Source organism: uncultured Ruminococcus sp. (assembly GCF_937915125.1).
GTDB lineage: Bacteria > Bacillota > Clostridia > Oscillospirales > Ruminococcaceae > Ruminococcus_C.
In genome coordinates this window covers 1-17,930 of the sequence record NZ_CALDMP010000090.1, presented here as the reverse complement: position 1 = coordinate 17,930, position 17,930 = coordinate 1, and the positions used below count along the sequence as shown (strand labels likewise).

The 17,930-nt window shown below is 44.6% G+C and carries 14 protein-coding genes; 3 read left to right on the top strand and 11 right to left on the bottom strand.

The window, feature by feature from the left end; all coding sequences use genetic code 11:
* Positions 1 to 25 precede the first annotated feature (25 nt).
* Positions 26 to 1,126: a site-specific integrase gene (locus tag Q0418_RS08975; RefSeq protein WP_298483797.1), complete on the bottom strand. Its 1,101-nt coding sequence runs from the start codon at positions 1,124 to 1,126 to the stop codon at positions 26 to 28.
* Between the two features lie 641 nt (positions 1,127 to 1,767).
* On the opposite strand from Q0418_RS08975, the gene Q0418_RS08970 reads away from it, so the two are divergent.
* Together Q0418_RS08970 and Q0418_RS08965 are read left to right on the top strand one after the other, a co-directional pair.
* The gene (locus Q0418_RS08970; RefSeq protein ID WP_298483796.1) at positions 1,768 to 2,367 is read left to right on the top strand and encodes an ExeA family protein; all 600 of its coding nucleotides are present in this window, start codon (positions 1,768 to 1,770) and stop codon (positions 2,365 to 2,367) included.
* Entirely contained in the window at positions 2,364 to 2,603 is a 240-nt protein-coding gene (locus tag Q0418_RS08965) for a hypothetical protein (RefSeq protein ID WP_298483795.1), read from the top strand. Before Q0418_RS08970 ends, Q0418_RS08965 begins: the two co-directional genes overlap by 4 nt.
* A 388-nt stretch (positions 2,604 to 2,991) precedes the next feature.
* Here the strand turns inward: Q0418_RS08965 and Q0418_RS08960 are convergent, their stop codons facing one another.
* On the bottom strand, positions 2,992 to 7,725 hold the full coding sequence (locus Q0418_RS08960; RefSeq protein WP_298483794.1) for a collagen-binding domain-containing protein: 4,734 nt from the start codon (positions 7,723 to 7,725) through the stop codon (positions 2,992 to 2,994).
* Positions 7,726 to 8,247: 522 nt separating this feature from the next.
* Complete coding sequence (locus Q0418_RS08955) at positions 8,248 to 10,650, bottom strand: DUF4832 domain-containing protein (protein ID WP_298483793.1); 2,403 nt, start codon at positions 10,648 to 10,650, stop codon at positions 8,248 to 8,250.
* Positions 10,651 to 10,809: 159 nt separating this feature from the next.
* On the opposite strand from Q0418_RS08955, the gene Q0418_RS08950 reads away from it, so the two are divergent.
* The gene (locus Q0418_RS08950; RefSeq protein ID WP_298483792.1) at positions 10,810 to 11,925 is read left to right on the top strand and encodes an SLC13 family permease; all 1,116 of its coding nucleotides are present in this window, start codon (positions 10,810 to 10,812) and stop codon (positions 11,923 to 11,925) included.
* Positions 11,926 to 12,124: 199 nt separating this feature from the next.
* On the opposite strand, the gene Q0418_RS08945 is transcribed toward Q0418_RS08950, so the two are convergent.
* The 8 genes from Q0418_RS08945 to Q0418_RS08915 all read right to left on the bottom strand — a co-directional run bounded on the left by Q0418_RS08945 (position 12,125) and on the right by Q0418_RS08915 (position 17,438).
* A complete protein-coding gene (locus Q0418_RS08945; protein WP_298483791.1) occupies positions 12,125 to 12,325 on the bottom strand; it encodes a hypothetical protein in 201 nt (66 codons plus the stop codon).
* Between the two features lie 2 nt (positions 12,326 to 12,327).
* Positions 12,328 to 13,698: an ABC-F family ATP-binding cassette domain-containing protein gene (locus tag Q0418_RS08940; protein WP_367276257.1), complete on the bottom strand. Its 1,371-nt coding sequence runs from the start codon at positions 13,696 to 13,698 to the stop codon at positions 12,328 to 12,330.
* A gap of 9 nt (positions 13,699 to 13,707) precedes the next feature.
* Complete coding sequence (locus Q0418_RS11055; protein WP_367276256.1) at positions 13,708 to 14,121, bottom strand: ATP-binding cassette domain-containing protein; 414 nt, start codon at positions 14,119 to 14,121, stop codon at positions 13,708 to 13,710.
* 40 nt (positions 14,122 to 14,161) lie between these two features.
* The gene (locus Q0418_RS08935) at positions 14,162 to 14,458 is read right to left on the bottom strand and encodes a GNAT family N-acetyltransferase (RefSeq protein WP_298483790.1); all 297 of its coding nucleotides are present in this window, start codon (positions 14,456 to 14,458) and stop codon (positions 14,162 to 14,164) included.
* Positions 14,459 to 15,141: 683 nt separating this feature from the next.
* Complete coding sequence (locus Q0418_RS08930) at positions 15,142 to 15,360, bottom strand: hypothetical protein (protein WP_298483789.1); 219 nt, start codon at positions 15,358 to 15,360, stop codon at positions 15,142 to 15,144.
* 127 nt (positions 15,361 to 15,487) lie between these two features.
* Positions 15,488 to 15,658, bottom strand: coding sequence for a hypothetical protein (locus tag Q0418_RS08925; RefSeq protein ID WP_298483788.1), 171 nt, complete (start codon positions 15,656 to 15,658; stop codon positions 15,488 to 15,490).
* The gene (locus Q0418_RS08920; protein WP_298483787.1) at positions 15,642 to 16,061 is read right to left on the bottom strand and encodes a V-type ATP synthase subunit E family protein; all 420 of its coding nucleotides are present in this window, start codon (positions 16,059 to 16,061) and stop codon (positions 15,642 to 15,644) included. Before Q0418_RS08920 ends, Q0418_RS08925 begins: the two co-directional genes overlap by 17 nt.
* A gap of 348 nt (positions 16,062 to 16,409) precedes the next feature.
* On the bottom strand, positions 16,410 to 17,438 hold the full coding sequence (locus Q0418_RS08915) for an IS5 family transposase (protein WP_298483786.1): 1,029 nt from the start codon (positions 17,436 to 17,438) through the stop codon (positions 16,410 to 16,412).
* Positions 17,439 to 17,930: the final 492 nt, after the last annotated feature.

Below are 17,930 nucleotides of genomic sequence, written 5' to 3'. Positions count from 1 at the left end.
CATACGATTTTTTGACGGCGAAACATTATCCCGTCAATTGCAGTCGCTTTACATATTCCTGCTTCATCTGCATAGAGGAATGCACATATCGATTCAAAGTGATACTGGCATCAGCGTGTCCCAGCAATTCACTCAGCGTCTTTGCATCAAACCCATGGGCAATACAATCTGTAGCATAAGTGTGTCGAAGCAAATGAAATGGAACCTTCCGGATACCACAAAGTTTCAGGATTTTCTGAAACCGATACTGCATGGTTCTCGGTTCTGCCGGTTTGCTTTTTCCAGTAATCAGGTACAAAAAATCCTGCCGCTTTTTCTTTTCCAGCAGTGTCAACAAGAAGGACGGAACCGGAATTATCCGCACAGAAGTTCTGCTTTTTGGGGAGCCAATCAGCACCTCAGAGCAGCCATTTCGATAAACTCTCTGCACCGTTCGTTTTACAGAAAGCGTTCCATTTTCAAAGTCAATATCGCCCCACTGCAAGCCGCATAATTCACCTACACGCAAACCGGTGAACAAGCACAGCAGAATCGCCAGATCAATGGTCAACCCTGTCTGAAGAAGATACTGTTCCAACTTCTTTCGCTCCTCAGAAGACAACACGTCCAGTTGTTTTTTCTCTGCTTTCGGCATAGTGAAATGTGTTCCATGAATGTGATACTCCTGCACTGCATACTGTTCTATGCTGTGGTAAACCCGCATAATGTCTTGTACAAACCGAGCGGAAAGTCCGCCAGTTCCGCACAATCGACCGCTTTGCAGTTTCTCATAGACAAAATCATTCAGCTGATGTGTTGTCATATCCGTGAGATACTTTGTTCCGAGATCCGGAAGAATATGATTGCGAATGATGTTTTCATAGTGCGCATAACTGGACGGTTTCACACGCAATTTTGCTGCGGAAAGCCATTGACGAGATGCCTCTGCCACGGTCAATTTCAAAGCAGAAACTGGCTGGCTCTGCAAAACAGCTTGAAATTGTGCCATCTTTTCCTTTACCTCAGAAAGCGTTCTGGCATACACAAATTTGTATTTCAGCGACCCATCTTCCTTATGCCCAATCGGGACACGTCCCTCAAACCGACCGTCTTTTCTCTTGTAAATGTTGCTGCCTCTTCTCGGCATTTAAAATTCCTCCTGACAAGTTTTCGGACTGTTCAAAACAGGGAAAATCCTGTTTTTTCTCCGATCTGGATGATTTATTCATGAATTTTCAGAAATATATACTTTACTTTTTCTGAAAATCTGCTATAATGATAGCAGATTCGATGCTGTTTTGTCTGAAATTTCTGCAAATAAATGGGCGGATTTTACGAAGAAATCTACATTTCATAGAAACAAAATGCCATGCTGGGAGGATGTGCTTTCCCAGCATGGCATTTTTTATGGTTCTAATTTTGATTTTACAACAAAAAAACGATAGCCTCGACCTACCGTTTTATTTTACCCTATCGTTTTTTTGTTGTTTCAGAAATACAAACAGCCTGCTAGGAAAACGCTCTCCAGCAGGCTGTTTTTGCTTGATAAAACCGAAAAAGTCACGCATTTTCGGCATTTTTCCAAAAAGAAAGCACTGCACAATTGTATCATTTGTGCAGTGCAGTTATGGCTAAGAACTATAATTTTGATACAATGCACCCTTTTATGACTGAAAGGGTGCATTTTGCAGTTTTAGAAGTTATCGTTTCAGAATTGCCTTCAAAGAACTGCCTCCACAATTGTCCTGCCGTTCAATTCAATGGTATGAACTTTCAGATATAGAATATATGGTGTTGTATATTTCTGACTCCAAGCTGACACCTCGCAGTTTTTACAATTACCTGTTGGTACAGCTTGGCTGCAAGCCTGTTCTTCATCGCAATGCTGCGAGAGATTCACTTCACAGACAGATTGAGATCATGCGCAGTATGCAGAACCGCAAGGCAGTAGTGATCGTGGATGAGGCACATCTTCTGGACAAGGAAATGCTGGAGGAAGCACGGTTTCTCCTCAACTACAAGATGGATTCTGAAAATCCGATGGCATTGATCCTTTCCGGTCAGACGGAACTGTGGGACAAGCTGCGGCTCTCTGCTTACCGCGCAATTCTCGAACGAGTTGACGTTGAGTGTTTTCTGACCCCTATGGATTTTGCAGACACCAAACGGTACATCGAGACACAGCTTTTGTATGCAGGTCACGAAACTCCTATTTTCACAGAAGATGCCATGAAGTCCATTTTCGAGTTCTCAGGCGGAAACCCCAGACTCATCAACCGCGCTTGCAGTCAGTCCCTGATCTACGGCTCTCAGATAAAGCAGAACTGCATCGACAGCAAGTCCGTGGACATTGTGCTGGAAAATGAGGTCACGGGGGTGAGCCAATGAACAACGAGCATTTCCATGACATTCTGATGATCTGGCTGCTGCGCCGACTCGATCTCGGTGAAGCCAAGCGCGAGATGCATCGTGCTTACGGCGATCTTTTGGAGAACGGTGAGCTTGATGAAATGTCTCGTGACGAGATCACTATGTATATGCTGGACATTCTGGACAGGTACGAGTTTCCTCATCCAATTCGCAATTTAGAGGATTTCAAGATTCTTCATTACGTTCCATTTTGACTCATGGGCTTTTGCTCACGATGGAGGATAGCTGGCGCTCGGGGAGCGACCTGAGCACTTCGTGGGATTTTTGCCGGGAGCATACGCTCTCTATATCTGAAACTGACATCTCTGGAAGGGGGTGTCAGTTTGTTTTCCACATACCCTGACAAATTACAGTGCCTGCCCCTGACAAAATACGTTCACTTCTGGATGACAAAATAGATGGGCGCTGACACTGTTCTTCAATCTGGGAAGCGGCACAGGGCAATATACCATTCGCAATGTCCAGCTGGTGGAAGTTCCGATTGAATAAGATTATACAAAGGCACCTCTAAAGCAAAACGCTCCCGCATCTGTTTGTTCAGATGCAGGAGCGTTTTTGGTTTTTCCTTAGGTTAAGGTGTGATTACTTGTGCTTTTTCCGGAGTGCCATCATCAGAAGCAGGGATGCACCAGCTGTCAGTGTAAGAACAATGGCGCGATCTCCAGTTTTCGGCGTGCTGCTCACATTTTTGGTACTACTGCTGGAATTAGAAGAATACGTGTTTTTCTGAATCGAAGTTGTAGTTGTATTGCCGTTTGCAGTGGTTCCGGATTGTGTACTGCTGTCCTTCAAGGAATTTCCTTTGACATCAGTTGCAGCAGTTGTGGTAGTTGTTGTGCTTTCTTCGTCTGTGTTTCCTTCCACGGAAACCGTGGTGTCTGTTGTGCCGGACGGCGTATGCAGACCGTTATTTTCAGTGGAATACCGCGGATCTGTAGTAGTTGTTTCGGCAGTTGTCGTAGTTGTTGTTGTCACGGTTGTGGTCGTAGTGGGAAGTGTACCAGTGCCCAGATATGCGTCGATCATGATGATCCGTCCATTTTCCCCAGGCGTTGTGGATTCCAGTTCACGGTTGCCTTCTGCATCCGTCTTGTATTGCAGAAGCTCCAGTTCTCCATTATCATTTAACTGGAAGTAGATGGGGTCTGCAATGGCAAACTCAGCAGGTGCTTCCAGTTCGGTCAGGCAATATACCATACCCGGCTGGAGCTCCGGCAATGTGAAGTGAACATCTGCTTCGGAAACCCATGCGGCAATGACAGTGCCATTTTCGTCTGTTACCTGCAAGGATGCGTGCCCAAGGAGATTGCCTTCAGCATCCTGTTTCAGAACCACAACGGGAGTTGTTTCTGTTGTGGTGGTAGTCGAAGTGGTCGTGGACGTTGTAGTAGAAGTTGTCGTTGTAGTCGTCGTTGTTGTAGTTGTCGTAGATGTGGTTGTGGGTTTTGTGGTGGAGGTTGTAACTGTTGTAGACGTTGTAGACGCGCTCGTCGGAGCAGTGCTTTCTGTTGTAGAAGTTGTGGTAGAGGTTTCTTTCGTTGTAGAAGCTGTACTTGTTGTAGTGGTAGTGGTAGTTGTCGTGGTTGCGGTAGAAGATGTGGTGGAGGTTGTTGTCGTTGTAGTTGTTGTGGAGGTGGATTCCATTGTGCTGGCAGTGGACTGGGTTTTGGACTGAGAAGTGGAGATGGTAGGCTGTGTTGAAGTTGTGGTGGTCGTACCCACTGTTGTGGTTTGGGTCGGACCTGCGGAAGACAAGGTCGTGGTGTTATCCGTGCTTATCGTTGTTGCTGTTGTCTTGTCTGTGGAAGTGGTTGTGGAGACTGTAGTAGAAGCTGTGGTATCGCTGGTCTTTGCTGTTGATGTCGTCTGCGTTTGCGTAGGCGTTGTGGGACCGGCGGAGGATAGAGTGGTTGTTGCAGAAGTCGTCAGCGTGGTTGTAGATGTAGGTGCGGTAGAACTGGAAGTATCCGATTCTGTGGAGGTTGTGCTTTCTGTTGATGTTGTACTGAGAATGGTTGTGGATGTGGTTGTCGTAGTTGTCGTAGTAGTGGTAGAACTTGTAGTAGTAGTTTTTGTTGTAGTTGTTGTTTCGGTAGTAGATTTTGAGGTTTCTGTTGAGTCTCTGGTTGTGGAAGATTCTGTTGAGGAGCTTGTTTCTCCTGTAGAAATTATGGAACTTATTGAGGATTCAGAAGACTTCTCCGTGCTGGATGAACTGCCCGAAGTTAATTCTGTTGTAGAAGTCTCGGTGCTGGTAGTTGTTTCATCTGTCGATGTTGTTGTTTCTGCATTTTCGTCGGCGATATTACCTAAATAAAGTGTGCTGCCTTCGGCCAACAGGTAATCTGTGGTAGGCACGTTGTTGCTTTCGGATTCCGCGGTGATAACAGTAACACCAACTACATCAAATTCACCCCAGCCCTCTTTTTGAAACTCCAGTTTGGTAATATCAACCGGAACTGTAAATGAATATGAAAAAATACCATCAGTCACGTCGAATGTCTGAGCGTTCAATTCTGAAGCATCACTGTAAATGACTAATCGGGACAAGCCTGGTAATGACACGGTTATCTGTTTAACTTGTTCCAATTTTCCGTTGCTTTGATCCAGCAAATTACCGCTTTCATCCAAAGCATACCAAATATTTTTGCCGTTGCTGGAACTTGCCTGTGCTCCAACAGAAATCTCACTGGAAAGCTGATATGCTTTGATCTTGAACTCATCTGTGACCTGGAAGTATTGATCTTGTGCAAGTGCTTCATAGCCCTCGCAAGGTGAAACTTCATGCAGATAATAAATTCCGGGGAGCAGCTGGCCACTTTGTACATAGGAAGAACCAGCTGCCTCTAATGTCAACTGAGAAATCTGTACCTGACCATCTGTGCCCTTGAAAATATCCTTTGCAATAAGTGTTTTGTCTTTTGCGTAAAGATCTACTACAGCACCAGCTAACAGATCTTTGCTAATAGTAATTGTGCCGTTTTCATCGGTTGCCTCGGATTTACACAAGGTCATATCTACGCCAACGATCTTCACATCCACCATAGAAAGAACCGTATTTGTACTGGTGGTTTCTGCTGACCAATCTGGCTTGTTGTCTGCAGTGGTTTTCTCTGTCATATGCAAGGTATACTGGCTTTCATTATATGTGATATAGAAATAGATGGGGTCAGCCAGCATATATTCATCGGAAGGTGTGGCAGTCTCAGTGAGCACATAATAGGGAACCTGATCGGTTGCGAGTTGGATGTCTCCGTTTGTGCCAAGGGACAGTGTCTGTGTTGCCGTGGTGCCATCAAAAGCGTCAACGCTTGTTCCAGTGCCATCGGTCAGCTTCAGCTTAGCGCCGGGCAGGAGCTTTCCGGAATCGTCCACCTTTTTGATGGTAAGCGCCTGGGTATTGATAATTTCCGACACTGCATCCTGATTTGCCGGATTTCCTGCACCTGGTGCCAGCAGCAGGGGATAGATGGTCATATTCTTGGTGTCGATACGCATTCCGGAAATTGTATCATCATCGTACCGACTATCAGTGGAAATTTCTGTGTCACCATACTTCCAGACATCATTTGTCTTCGTCAGAATGTATTCTTCCCCACCATAAGTAAACGTCTTCGTGGTAATCTCATTGTCTGTGATGCCATAGGTCATAGCCACGGTGTAGGTTCTTGCATTTGTCGCATCTGGCTTTGCACCGTCTATGGAAGCGGGGTACATAGTAATTTTCACACTTTGCGGCAGCACTGCATCCCCGGCCTCTGTATTTACCGCATAAGTCTCCTCATAATCTATGTAATACCGCACGCTGGACAAGGTATAGCCGTCCGGCGCCTTGGTCTCTTCAATGTAATATTCTTCCTTCAAAGTTGTAGCTGAATCCGGTGTTTTATCGCCGATGCTAAACTGTCCGCTGATGGTTGTACCATCTTCAGTTAGCAATGTATTCACAAGTTCCCAATCTCCAGCCTCATTCTTCTGATACAGGCCGATTTCTGCTCCTGCAAGAAGATTTCCACCAGCATCGACTTTTTTCAGATCAACTGTGTAGCCAGTATCTGCGCCGAGAATATCGTCTGTTATTCCAAGATAAGGACGGTATCCAAATTCCAGACCGCCTTCAAATGATTTCGCAATTAGTGCACCAGATAGATGTCCTTCACAGCTGTTAGCTGACATTACATCTGCATTTGGTGCAAAAATTGTACCATTAAAGTTGGCTGAAATATATACTTCTGTTGCGTTATAAAAATTATAAAGCAGCTGGGATGAAACCTTATTATTATTGGATTCATTAGAACCTTTGTTAGAGATCACATTATCATTTACTGTTGTTGTTACCAGATTCGTATTTTCCCCAATACGAATGCTTGCATCATCGCAATTGATAATATAATTTTCACTTCCTGTCAGATTCGCACCAGAAATTGTAACTTTATCAATGCTGCTATTCCATTTCTCCACTGTGAAATAAACCGTATCAGTAGGGGCTCCGTCATATTGCAGCACAAGTTCATTGCCATTCCAGGTACCATATGCTGTTTCTTTTTTCGAGAGTTTATCTGCTTCATCCCTAAGCCAAGAAAACGTGTCTGCAAAATCAATCAATGTCGTCTGATAAAACTGTGCTTGTTCATTGACAGTCAAAGCATCGTGCTTGCAAGATGTTCCATATTCTGTAGGTGTTGCAGCCCAACCATTGGATTCCAACCATGTGATATGTGTGGAACCTTCCAAACCGTTTTGTACAACAAATCGTTTATACAAATCTTCATCTTCCGGATAATAATATGTATTTCCTTGCTGAACAACATCGGTTCTGCCACCATTTTTATCAGATGCAGAAAGGGTATTGATATTGGTCATGGTTCCGCCTACAATTGCATGGGCGAAATTTGTGATGCCTTGGTATTCATCTGTATTTTTCAGTGCTGTCATTGTGGCATAATCACCATTTCCAAGCTGATAGTTATAGGCGCCGGTAAATGTAATATTACCTCCGACAGCAGCACGACCTTCAGCATCGGAGTTTGTTGGCGTAAAGTCATCCTCCAGAAATACACTAAATTGTGAAGCAATTCCTAAGAAATATGTTTTTTTAGCATTCCGGATTGTTTCATCTACAGTGTTTCCAGCCAAAGGACTTCCATCGCCTACTAAAAGTGTGACATCCGACAATTCCTGCGGACTATAGCCATCATTTCCTTCTGCTCCTGTTAAATTTGTCGCTGCATTCACTGGTAGCCCAGACAACACGCCTGTCACCGCCATGACTGCCGCTGCAACTATACTGGCAGTCTTTTGTTTCAATTGTTTCATAACACGTCACCTTACCTTTCAATATATGCAGAATATATCTGCTGCATACAGAGTTTCCAGCCGATGTCCCGGAGAAAAGCTGTATACCTGACACTTATTCTAATGGAAAAAGTGCAACAATTCCGGTACAATTCTTATAATATATTTACAAGACATATGGATTCAGTAGGTTGCAGTTGCCCTTGTACGGCTGCGAGTCCCTGAATTATGCATTGAAAAACACAAAGAAATAACAAGATTGTACCTTTTCTACATTATAGCACGGAAGCAATTCTATGTCAATACGGAGATACAGGAAATATTTTCATGCACATTTATATATCATGCACAAATATTAAGTTGCAAGTGTATGAGATACGTCAGGAAAGTGCAATATTTTGCAAGAACGAAAGATTATCCGGATTCTTGGATAAAAGCACCTGAAAAGGAAATATTTCCCGAAATTTTTGTTGAAACAAAAACGCCCTTTCCGCAACTGCACAGGAAAGGACGTTTGCCATCAAATGGCATAAAAATTATATTTCAGTTGGGGCCTAGCAATGCCTGTCGCATCCATGTAAGGTCTAAACCGTTTGCGCGGCCGTCTGCATTGACATCCGCCTGCTCCCACTGCAACGGAGTCAGCATTTCCTGTTTCAAGAGATAACGCTGCATTAGAACCGCGTCTGGAATGGAAAACATGCCGTCGAGATTGATATCACCTTTGCATTGCTTTTCATATACATCCACAACCTCACAGATTTCCACAGTCCGGACAGTTCCTGCGTCCGTTGTCATCTGTACACTGTAGATTCCGGGAGAATCTGCGGTAAGGGTATAGGATGCATGGGTTTCGTCTGGAATCGGTTCATTCTCATAGAGCCACTGGTAGGTGATATTTTCCGCTTCTGTCAGAGGTTTCAATGTCATAGTATCACCGGAATACAGATAGACCCTTTGCGTGCCGGAATAAACGCTGAAATATTCTGGCACCATGTAGGCATCGGATTTGATCTCGCCCACGTTCACCCAGGAATCCCCTTCATCCTGAATGGAAACACGTACCGAAGAAAGTGTGGAACCGGGATAGATTTCCATGAGTTCTCCCAATGGGATGCGGAATTGCACAAGACTTCCGCTGTGAGTGCAGGTGCATCCAAGGGGTGTACCGTGATTGAAATAGACGAAGCCATTGCTCTGGTAATAGAGCCAGTAGGTCTGATCGGATGCTTCCGGCTTGATTTGTAAATTGTATACCGGGGCAGAAGCGTTTTGAGGAATGTCCGCCGCGACATACAGGTAGGCTTCATCATTTGAGAGATACAGCTTTTTATCTTCAGTCTCTTTGACCAGATACGTGTCAGATACGTTGTCCGCAGAAACCAGATTATGGATGGTGTACATTTCCCCATTGGATGCAGTCAGCGATGCGTCTGTATTGCTTTGATAAAATGTGCCGTCCGTCTGTTTTTCCCGGTCTGCATTTTCTGTGACCTGAAATGTTCCCAGGTAATTGGCACCAAGGGATGCATTCCAGATACACGCATTGGCAAAACGCACAGAGCGCATTCCCATTTGTCCCAGGGTCTGATTTCCAACAGAAAGCTTGACATATACATTCCAGTTGCCTGGCTCCAGACCGCCAGGTAGCTTCAGCTGGAGCGTATTTTGGGACACATTGCAGGAATACCATTTGGAAGTGTCCAGGTCTGTTTCGGTTTTGATATAATCCCCATCCTTTTCCAGCAGAATTTCTGCCTTCTGGTGCATGATGGGATTGGCAAAGCCTGTGTTTTCCACTGCAAATTGCAGTTCCAGAGTTTCCCCTTGCTTTACCGTAGTGCTGAGATCAGAATCCCGAAGCACAAAACGGTATCCCAGGTGATCACGGATAAACTGAAAGACCGTCTGCCCATAATAGGCACTGTTGTCTGCGCCGAAAACATCATACTCCGCGCCGAAAGTGTAATCCTGATACAGGGAATAGATGTTGGAATTGATGTAGCTCAGATGGGTTTGGTACATTTCCGGAATGGCATTCTCCGGCAAGTACGTATCATACTTTTGTGCAAATTCCAGATTCCCTGAAAATTCGCCGCCAAAATATGAAGTAAGGGTCTGACGGCCAAGCCAGGCGGTTTCCGCGGCTCTGTCAGAATATGTTCCCAGATCTGTGTCAGAACCCATATAGCCATCATCATACATCCCAACGCGGGAGGCTTCACTTCCCGGTTCCGGAACATAATCCCCAAGGTCACTTCGTGTAATCCCAGCCCATTCTGCAAAGGTATCCGGTGTCCGGACGGTGACTGGAATAGGGGATGGTACGCAATCCAGCATGGCATCCAGCACCTTTGCCTTGTAGGCAACGGATGTGTACTTGCCGCCCCACTGCTCCCCCCAAGCGCCAACAAATCCGGATTCCACAAAGGCAAGGATGTCCTGATAGTCGGTAAGAAAACCGTCGTCTTTGATCTGCTGGATGTGGGAAAGGAGAAATTCAAAGGAAGAGGGCTCCGGATTTTGTTTTCCCGTATCATCATACCGGAACCGCAGTGCGACAGTGCAGCCGTTTTTTCTGCAATTTTCCAGTGTCTCCCGCAGATTGGTAAAAAACGTGTCATCCAGGGGAATGTCCGTTCCCTCGGTATAGGTTCCATCGTCAGCAGTGACTCCATTGGAACCACTGGAAAATGCGCCCAGATCTACAAACATCAGAACAAGGTTCCCGGTAGGGTTGTATACCGGCGTGTCGCCCGGCTTGCAGGTGTACCATATGGTACTGGTATATCCGGCTCCGGGATTCGCAATGGTCTCAACGGTTTCCGTATATGCAATACCGGAGTCCGTCAACTGGGAAGCTTCTTCTCCGCAGGCGGGAAGAACGCCCAGAAGCTGTACGGCAAGCAGGGAAGTCAGTGCCATAGCTGTCAATTTATGTTTCATGAAATACCTCCTTTGGGAAAAATGGAAAGCTGTCCCATACGATCTCTGCATTTATTATACCATGCTACTGTAAAAATTGCAAATGCCCTCTTTCTTTTTCATTCGATTTGTGATATACTATTTTATAATACATATCACAGGGAGCTGATGGAAACTTTGATGACAAAACTCCAAACATTCTGTAAGGCACAGCCAGTATTGCTCATTGCATTTTTTGCGGCAATCCTCACCATGCTGTTTGTGCCGCCGGATAGGGGATACCTGTCCTACTGTAACCGCACTGTATTGATACAGCTGTTTTGTCTCATGATGGCAGTGGCAGGATTTCGCAGCATTGGCGTATTTGAAACGGTTACAGATCTGCTGCTGAAACGTGCAGGCACACTGCGGAAGCTGGGCATGATCCTGACGCTGCTCTGTTTTTTTGTCTCTATGCTGGTGACAAATGATGTGGCGCTGCTGACCTTGATCCCTCTGACACTGCTTGTATACGACCAGATCTCTGATGAAAAAAGTCGGATCCTGACCATTGTACTGGAAACGGCAGCTGCAAATCTGGGAAGCATGGTAACACCCTTTGGGAATCCCCAGAATCTGTACCTCTTTGACTTCTATCATCTGACATTGCAGGAATTTTTCTGCACGATGCTTCCCGCCGGTATGGTCAGCCTGGTTTGCTTGGTGATGCTGGGATTCCTTCTGCCCAGCACGCCCTGTAACGCCCGACCCTCAGAGAAAAAAGTCATTCCAAAGCTGCACTTTACTGGATACGGCGTCTTGTTTCTTCTGTGCTTGCTGACTGTTTTCCGTGTTATACCAGATTGGTGCTGTCTGATCGCAGCAGTTATGGTTCCGTTGGCACTGAACAAAAGCCTGTTTCGCAAGGTGGATTACGCGCTTCTGGCAACCTTTGTCTGCTTCTTTGTCTTTGTTGGAAATATTGCAAGAATGGAAACAGTAAGCAACTTTCTTTCAGATATTCTGGCCGGAAGAGAGCTGCTGATCTCTGCGCTGCTGTCTCAGGGTATCAGCAATGTTCCTGCAGCTGTCATGCTTTCCGGCTTTACAGAGCAAGGGACGGAACTGCTTCTGGGCGTCAATCTTGGGGGACTGGGAAGCATCATTGCCTCACTGGCCAGCCTGATCTCGTTTCAATTTTACAGATCATCTGCAAACGCAGCACCAAAGAAATACCTGTTTGTCTTTTCTGTCGTCAACTTCGGCCTGCTTGCATTGCTTTTGCTGCTTGCACAGCTGGGAATCTTATCCATATAATACGAATCCCTCAAACTTCAATGGATAAACTTGCGGCATAAATTTCGTCATTCGTCGTCGAATATCCTCGATGGGCGAAAGCCTATCTTGCGGTATTCTCCTATACTGGCAAAATTTCTGCTCGCAATTTTATCTATTTCCATTTGAGGGATTCGTATAACATCAGAGCGTGTCTCCATGGAAACACGCTCTTGCTTTATCATTGTTTTGGCAGGGAAGAGGTCGGCAGGAGATCTCCCTCCCGAAGCTGATGTGCTGTGAGGTAAGCATCGGAAAGCTTTACCCAGTGTTCATTCTTCTTTTCATCCCGAAGCAGAACGCTGCACATAGGTTCCTGTCCATCGGGAACACCCTCGCAGCCATAATCCTCTTCCACGATCTTCAAAATTGTGTATTGCATATTCATACCATCACCCCATTGGCAATTCGTTCGGCCAGATCATTGAGATAGACCCATCTGTCCATTTTTTCCGCCCGCTGCTGTTCCAACTGTTCTTTCTGCTCGGATAACTGCTGAAGCTTAACGTAATCAGAAGCGCACGCAGCAATTTCCGATTCCGTGTCAGCGATCTGCTGTTCCAGACCAGCAATGGTATCATCAATGGTATCATATTCCCGCTGTTCTTTGAAAGAGAATTTCAGCTTTTGCTTTCCCACAAAGGTACGTTCTTTCTTTCCCGCTTGCTTCTTTGCAGATTCTGGGTTCTGAGGAGATTGCAGGGCTTTTTCTGCATAATCGCTGTAGTTTCCATTGTACCGACGAACCATGCCGTCGCCTTTCAGTTCCCAGATCTCTGATGCCATTTTATCCAAGAAATACCGGTCATGGGATATGGCCATAACTGCACCGCTGAAATGGCTGAGGTATTCCTCTAAAATTGTCAGCGTGGTGATGTCAAGATCATTTGTGGGTTCGTCCAGCAGGAGAATATTTGGCTCTGTCATCAGCACTTTCAGAAGATACAACCGTTTTCGTTCACCGCCGGACAGCTTTGCAATTGTGTTCCATTGCAGTTCCGGCGTAAACAGAAACCGTTCCAGCATTTGTGCGGCTGTTACTGTGCCGTCTGGTGTCCGTATGCGGTCGGCTGTTTCCTGGATATAGTGGATTACTTTCTGGGATGGATCCATGCTTTCACATTCCTGAGAGAAATAGCCGATTTTTACGGTATCGCCCATTGTGATGGTTCCGCTGTCAGGCCGTATCTCCCCAACGATTATTTGGAGCAAAGTGGACTTACCCGCACCATTCTGACCCACAATGCCGATTCTGGCATCTCTTGGAAGAATGCAGGAGAACTCACGCAGGAGCAGTTTTCCGTCCAAGGATTTAGAGATCTGGTCAAGCTCAATTGTTTTCTTGCCCAGTCTGGAAGAAATGGACTGCAATTGCAGTTGTTCCGCTTCTGTGGGCTTTTCCCGGTTTTCCAACGCATGAAATCGTTGGATTCTGTCTTTGGATTTTGTGCCTCTTGCCCGGACACCTCTTCGGATCCATTCCAATTCCTGCCGGTATAAAGTGCGGTTCCGGCGTTCTTTTGCCTCTGCCTCTGCTTCACGCTGAGCTTTCTGTTCCAGATAGAGGCTATAGCTGCCATTGTATTCGTAAATGCTTCCTCTGTCCACTTCTACAATTTTACGTGTGATGCTGTTCAGAAAATAGCGGTCATGGGTCACCATAACGATAGCACCGCGGTACTTTTTCAACTGTTCTTCCAGCAGCTGAACGGTTTCATTGTCAATATGGTTCGTCGGCTCATCCAGAAGAAGCACATCACTTGGCTAAATCAGGGCAGCAGCGATACCCACACGCCTCCTTTCTCCGCCGGACAAGGTGCTGATGTCCCGGGTCACATCATGGATGCCAAGCTTTCCGAGGATGGACTTGGCTTCAAATTCCTTGGCTTCTTTCAGATCTGGGGGCAGATGAAGCATGACCTGTTCCAAGACGCTGCCATGGGTTTCAAATTCCGGTATCTGAGGCAGATAGGAGATTCTTACGCCGTTAGTCCGAATGATCTCGCCGCTGTCGGCGGATTCTGCTCCTGCAAGAATCCTCAAGAGGGTAGACTTTCCCGTGCCGTTCACGCCAATGATCCCGACTTTATCGCCCTCATTCAAAAAGAAAGAGACCTGATCCAGAACCTTGCGTTCCATATAGGTTTTGGAAATGTTTTGTGCGGAAAGTAATATCATGGGAAACTCCTTTTCTGTACGGCAGTGAACTCGTAAGATATCAGATCTCGTCCTGGTGTTTTTTCAGCCAGTGCTGGGCATAGGAACAGGTTGCAGTAACTTTACCCCCTTGTTCTTGTATCTTTCTGACTGCCAGCTGTACAAGCTGTCCGGCTACGCCCTGTCCCCTCAGAGAGTCGTCTACGAATGTATGATCGATGCAGTATACGCCCTGCCGGATTTCCGGAAAGGTGATTTCTGCAAGAATTTTTCCCGTTTCGTCCGACTGGAAAATTCTGTTGTTTTCTATTTGAAACACCATGTTCTTTTCCTCCGTTTCATTTGTTTGACGGCACATCTTGTCGTGTGCGTTTTTCTTATTGTATCATATTTTTGCGAGAAAATCAACTGTTTTCGCTGTGATGCAAATTGATGATGAGAATACAACGAAAAATCCCACAGCAGGGAAGCGATACTGCCGTAGGCAAAAATGGAACGTGAACTGGTTCTTTGTGGTATAATACCACAAAAATGAAATGGCGTCAACTTTCTGCCAAACCATACCGGATGAGGATGTCATTGCACTGTTCCACAATGATACGCTTTATGAACAGTTCTATTGGTGTTACAAATTTCATCATCAGGGAATCTTACATAGGTGTGAAATCTAAGTCAAGCCTTTTCTATGTTAAAAAAAGCCGCTGGTGCAGGAAAACTTTTGATTTTTCAGGAAGTAAGCGGTATAACCCAAGTTTGCCACTTATAAACGCAAAAACAAGCCTGTAAGGTATGAAAAATCGGCTATAAACCTACAAAAGTAGTGTTATATAGCCGATTTCTTATTTTGATAAAATAGCACCACAATCATATACCCATATTGATATTTTTGATTTGGGATTTGAGGTCGGTTTTACGGAAGAGTTTAACGGGGATTTTGATTCCGAAGGAGTCAAGGATAAGTTTCAGATCAGGATTCTTGTATGCTTCTTTTGTCATGGATAGCTCCTTTCAGGTATGAAAAAAGCGCACCGGGTGGTACGCTTAGTCTTTGTAGTTTTCTATAGAATCTTCTGGATGATGTTCGAAATAATGCTCTAGTATTCTTTTTGCACTCGTTGCCAACATTCTTTCAGCATCATATTCGCCATCTAACACGGAAAATACATCATCATCTTCTGCATACGGTTCTGCTATCTCAGATTGCCGGATTAGTTTTTTTATATTTTCCGTTGAAAACTGCAACGCCATTGTCTTCTGCATTTGCAATTACCTCCTCTGAAAAACGAATATGATCTTCTGGTGTCATTTTTATCATATGATCCATTCTTATGTTGTTTACATATTCGTCAAAAGCTTCTGCGTGTCGTATTTGGTTGTGGCAATATTATCAATCTTCATCAAAGAAGAAAAATGGCTTTCCACCTGTGCGAATTGTTTCCTTATTGATTTCTTTCGCTTTGTTTACAATTTCCTGCGGCGTATTTTTTGAAAAGGTTCGTGTTTTTCCTTTTATCATATGTTTACGCCATTCCTGTGGATAATCAACCAGCACTTCCATTTCCTCCTTTGTGAAGCAATGCAATCACAACATCACGAGACATTTTTCTCGGCTTTTTGCTGCAATATTCTGCAACGCATTCTGCAATAAATTCGTCAAGCTCTTCATCATCTGTAAGTCCATAAACAGACAAGGCTTTCTTTTTCAATTCCATTATATCATCTTCGTCTAACCCTGTCAAGCTTTTAAAAAAAGCATCTCGGATTTCACGGATTTTTTTTAATCTTTCCTCATAATCCGGAACAGTATCTTTCAAATGCTTTTGCAATGCGTGACCGAGCTCATGGCGAAAAGCGTGATACGGAGATGAACTTGACCACTTTTCCGTCTTATTCATCTCTTCGGCAACCTTTGAAATTGTGTTCTTCCCTTCCTTGCCGCCAGCACCGAAAATTGAGATCACGCCATTGTTATCGTTGTAAGTTCCCCAAATCCCATTATTTTTATATAGCTCTATCGAAACACTGCTTACACTGGATATTTCTCCGAACTTCTGTCCAAAGCGGTCATATTCATCGGAAAATTCCTTTGCAAGATGCGTCGTGATTTCCTTTGAGCCGCTGACTTTGTCAAACTTGATGCTGTAATTTCCTTTTGGGCACCTCTAAAAACCCCCTAAAATGGGTTCAAAAAGTTCGGCAGGCATAAAAGCAGCGACATTCACTCCAAATCGGAGCAAATATCGCTTAAAAACAGCTTATTTCAGTAGCTTTATCACCCATTTTCTGAAAATGGGCGCAGTTATCCCGTGTCAAGCACAGGCTTGTTTCAAAATTTTATACCGACAGATATTGTAGACCAAGTTCAAAAGTCCAATTTGTGTCCAGGCACGCTTGAACCCGATGCAACGCAATGTGATTCCTTTCATCGAATTTGTCATGAATCCGAAAATGTGTTCTATTCTGCAGCGAATTTTTGATTTGCGGTTGTTGTCTTTCTTCTGTTCTTCGGTCAGAGGATTACCTCTGTAACCTTTTTCACAGATCTCGTTCTGACAATTTTCAGGAAGATTTTCAGCAATTTCGGCACTTGAATAAGCACTATCGGCATAGCACACTTTGTCATCATCATCTAATAATTCGCTACATACCTGACTGTCGTGAAGCGAGGCGGCACTTGCACCATAGCCTGTGATCAGCTTGCTGTCGGCATCGCATTTTACATGGTCTTTATAGCCGAAATGTGTCTCTCCGTTTTTCTTTGCCCAGCGTGCATCTGTATCCTTTTGCGCCAGTTTAGCGGCGTTTTCCGGCTTCTCCCAATCCTCCGGAACTTCGCCACTCTTGATTTTTTTATTCTCCTCACGCGTATTACGCTGACGAGGAGCATCAACAAATGTGGCATCAATAATCGTGCCGGAATGCGTGATTAATCCTTCTTCTGCGAGCATCTCATTGAATAAATGAAAGCATTCCTCAATCGCATCGGTCTTGGAAAGATCATCTCTGAATTTCCAAATCGTTTTTGCATCAGGAACTGTCTCGTAGCTTTCAAGTCCTATAAAGCGCATAAAGCTGCGGCGGTCATTGATTTGAAATTCAGCCTGATCATCGGATAAATTATACAGACGCTCCAAAACAAGAATCTTAAACATCATCACCATATCAAACGGGGGACGTCCTCCTTTATTGCTCTCCTTACGCACAATATGTTTTTTGAGGATGCCACGGAACATTTCCCAATTGATGATGGAATTTAAGACTTCCAGCGGATCGCCGATTTTACTGATTTTTGCCATTCTATTTTCTTCGTCGAAGAAACTTCTCATTCGTGCTTTCATAGTTCTATTATACCTTGTTTTAGTGTTTTTTGCAATAGAGGTTTTTAGAGGTTACCTATTGACAAAATCATTTCGTACATCCGCGAGTCTTTTTGCCGTTATTCCAGTTTTTATGATTGCATGGACAACAGCCTGATTTTGAACGTTTGAAAGGGCAGCAGTGTTTCTGGCGGGTTCTGTTATTGTCAGTTCATTTGCCGTCCTTGTGCATAGCAAGTCCGGCTTCGCAAATCGGGTGTCCGGATGGAAACTTTTCAGGATTTTTCGTATTGCGTTTGTTCAGAGGAATGACGCATTCTCTATGATAAACATCTTTGATGAGGTTATAAACATCCTTCACATCATAGCCCTTATCAGCAATAAAAGTGCATTCATCAATAGAAAGAGCGTGAAGCCTTTAATCACGTTCACTTCTGGATGACAAAATAGATGGGCTCTGACACTTAGGGTTTCGCTGTTATTTTTGTATCATCAATTCTGTAATTATCATCA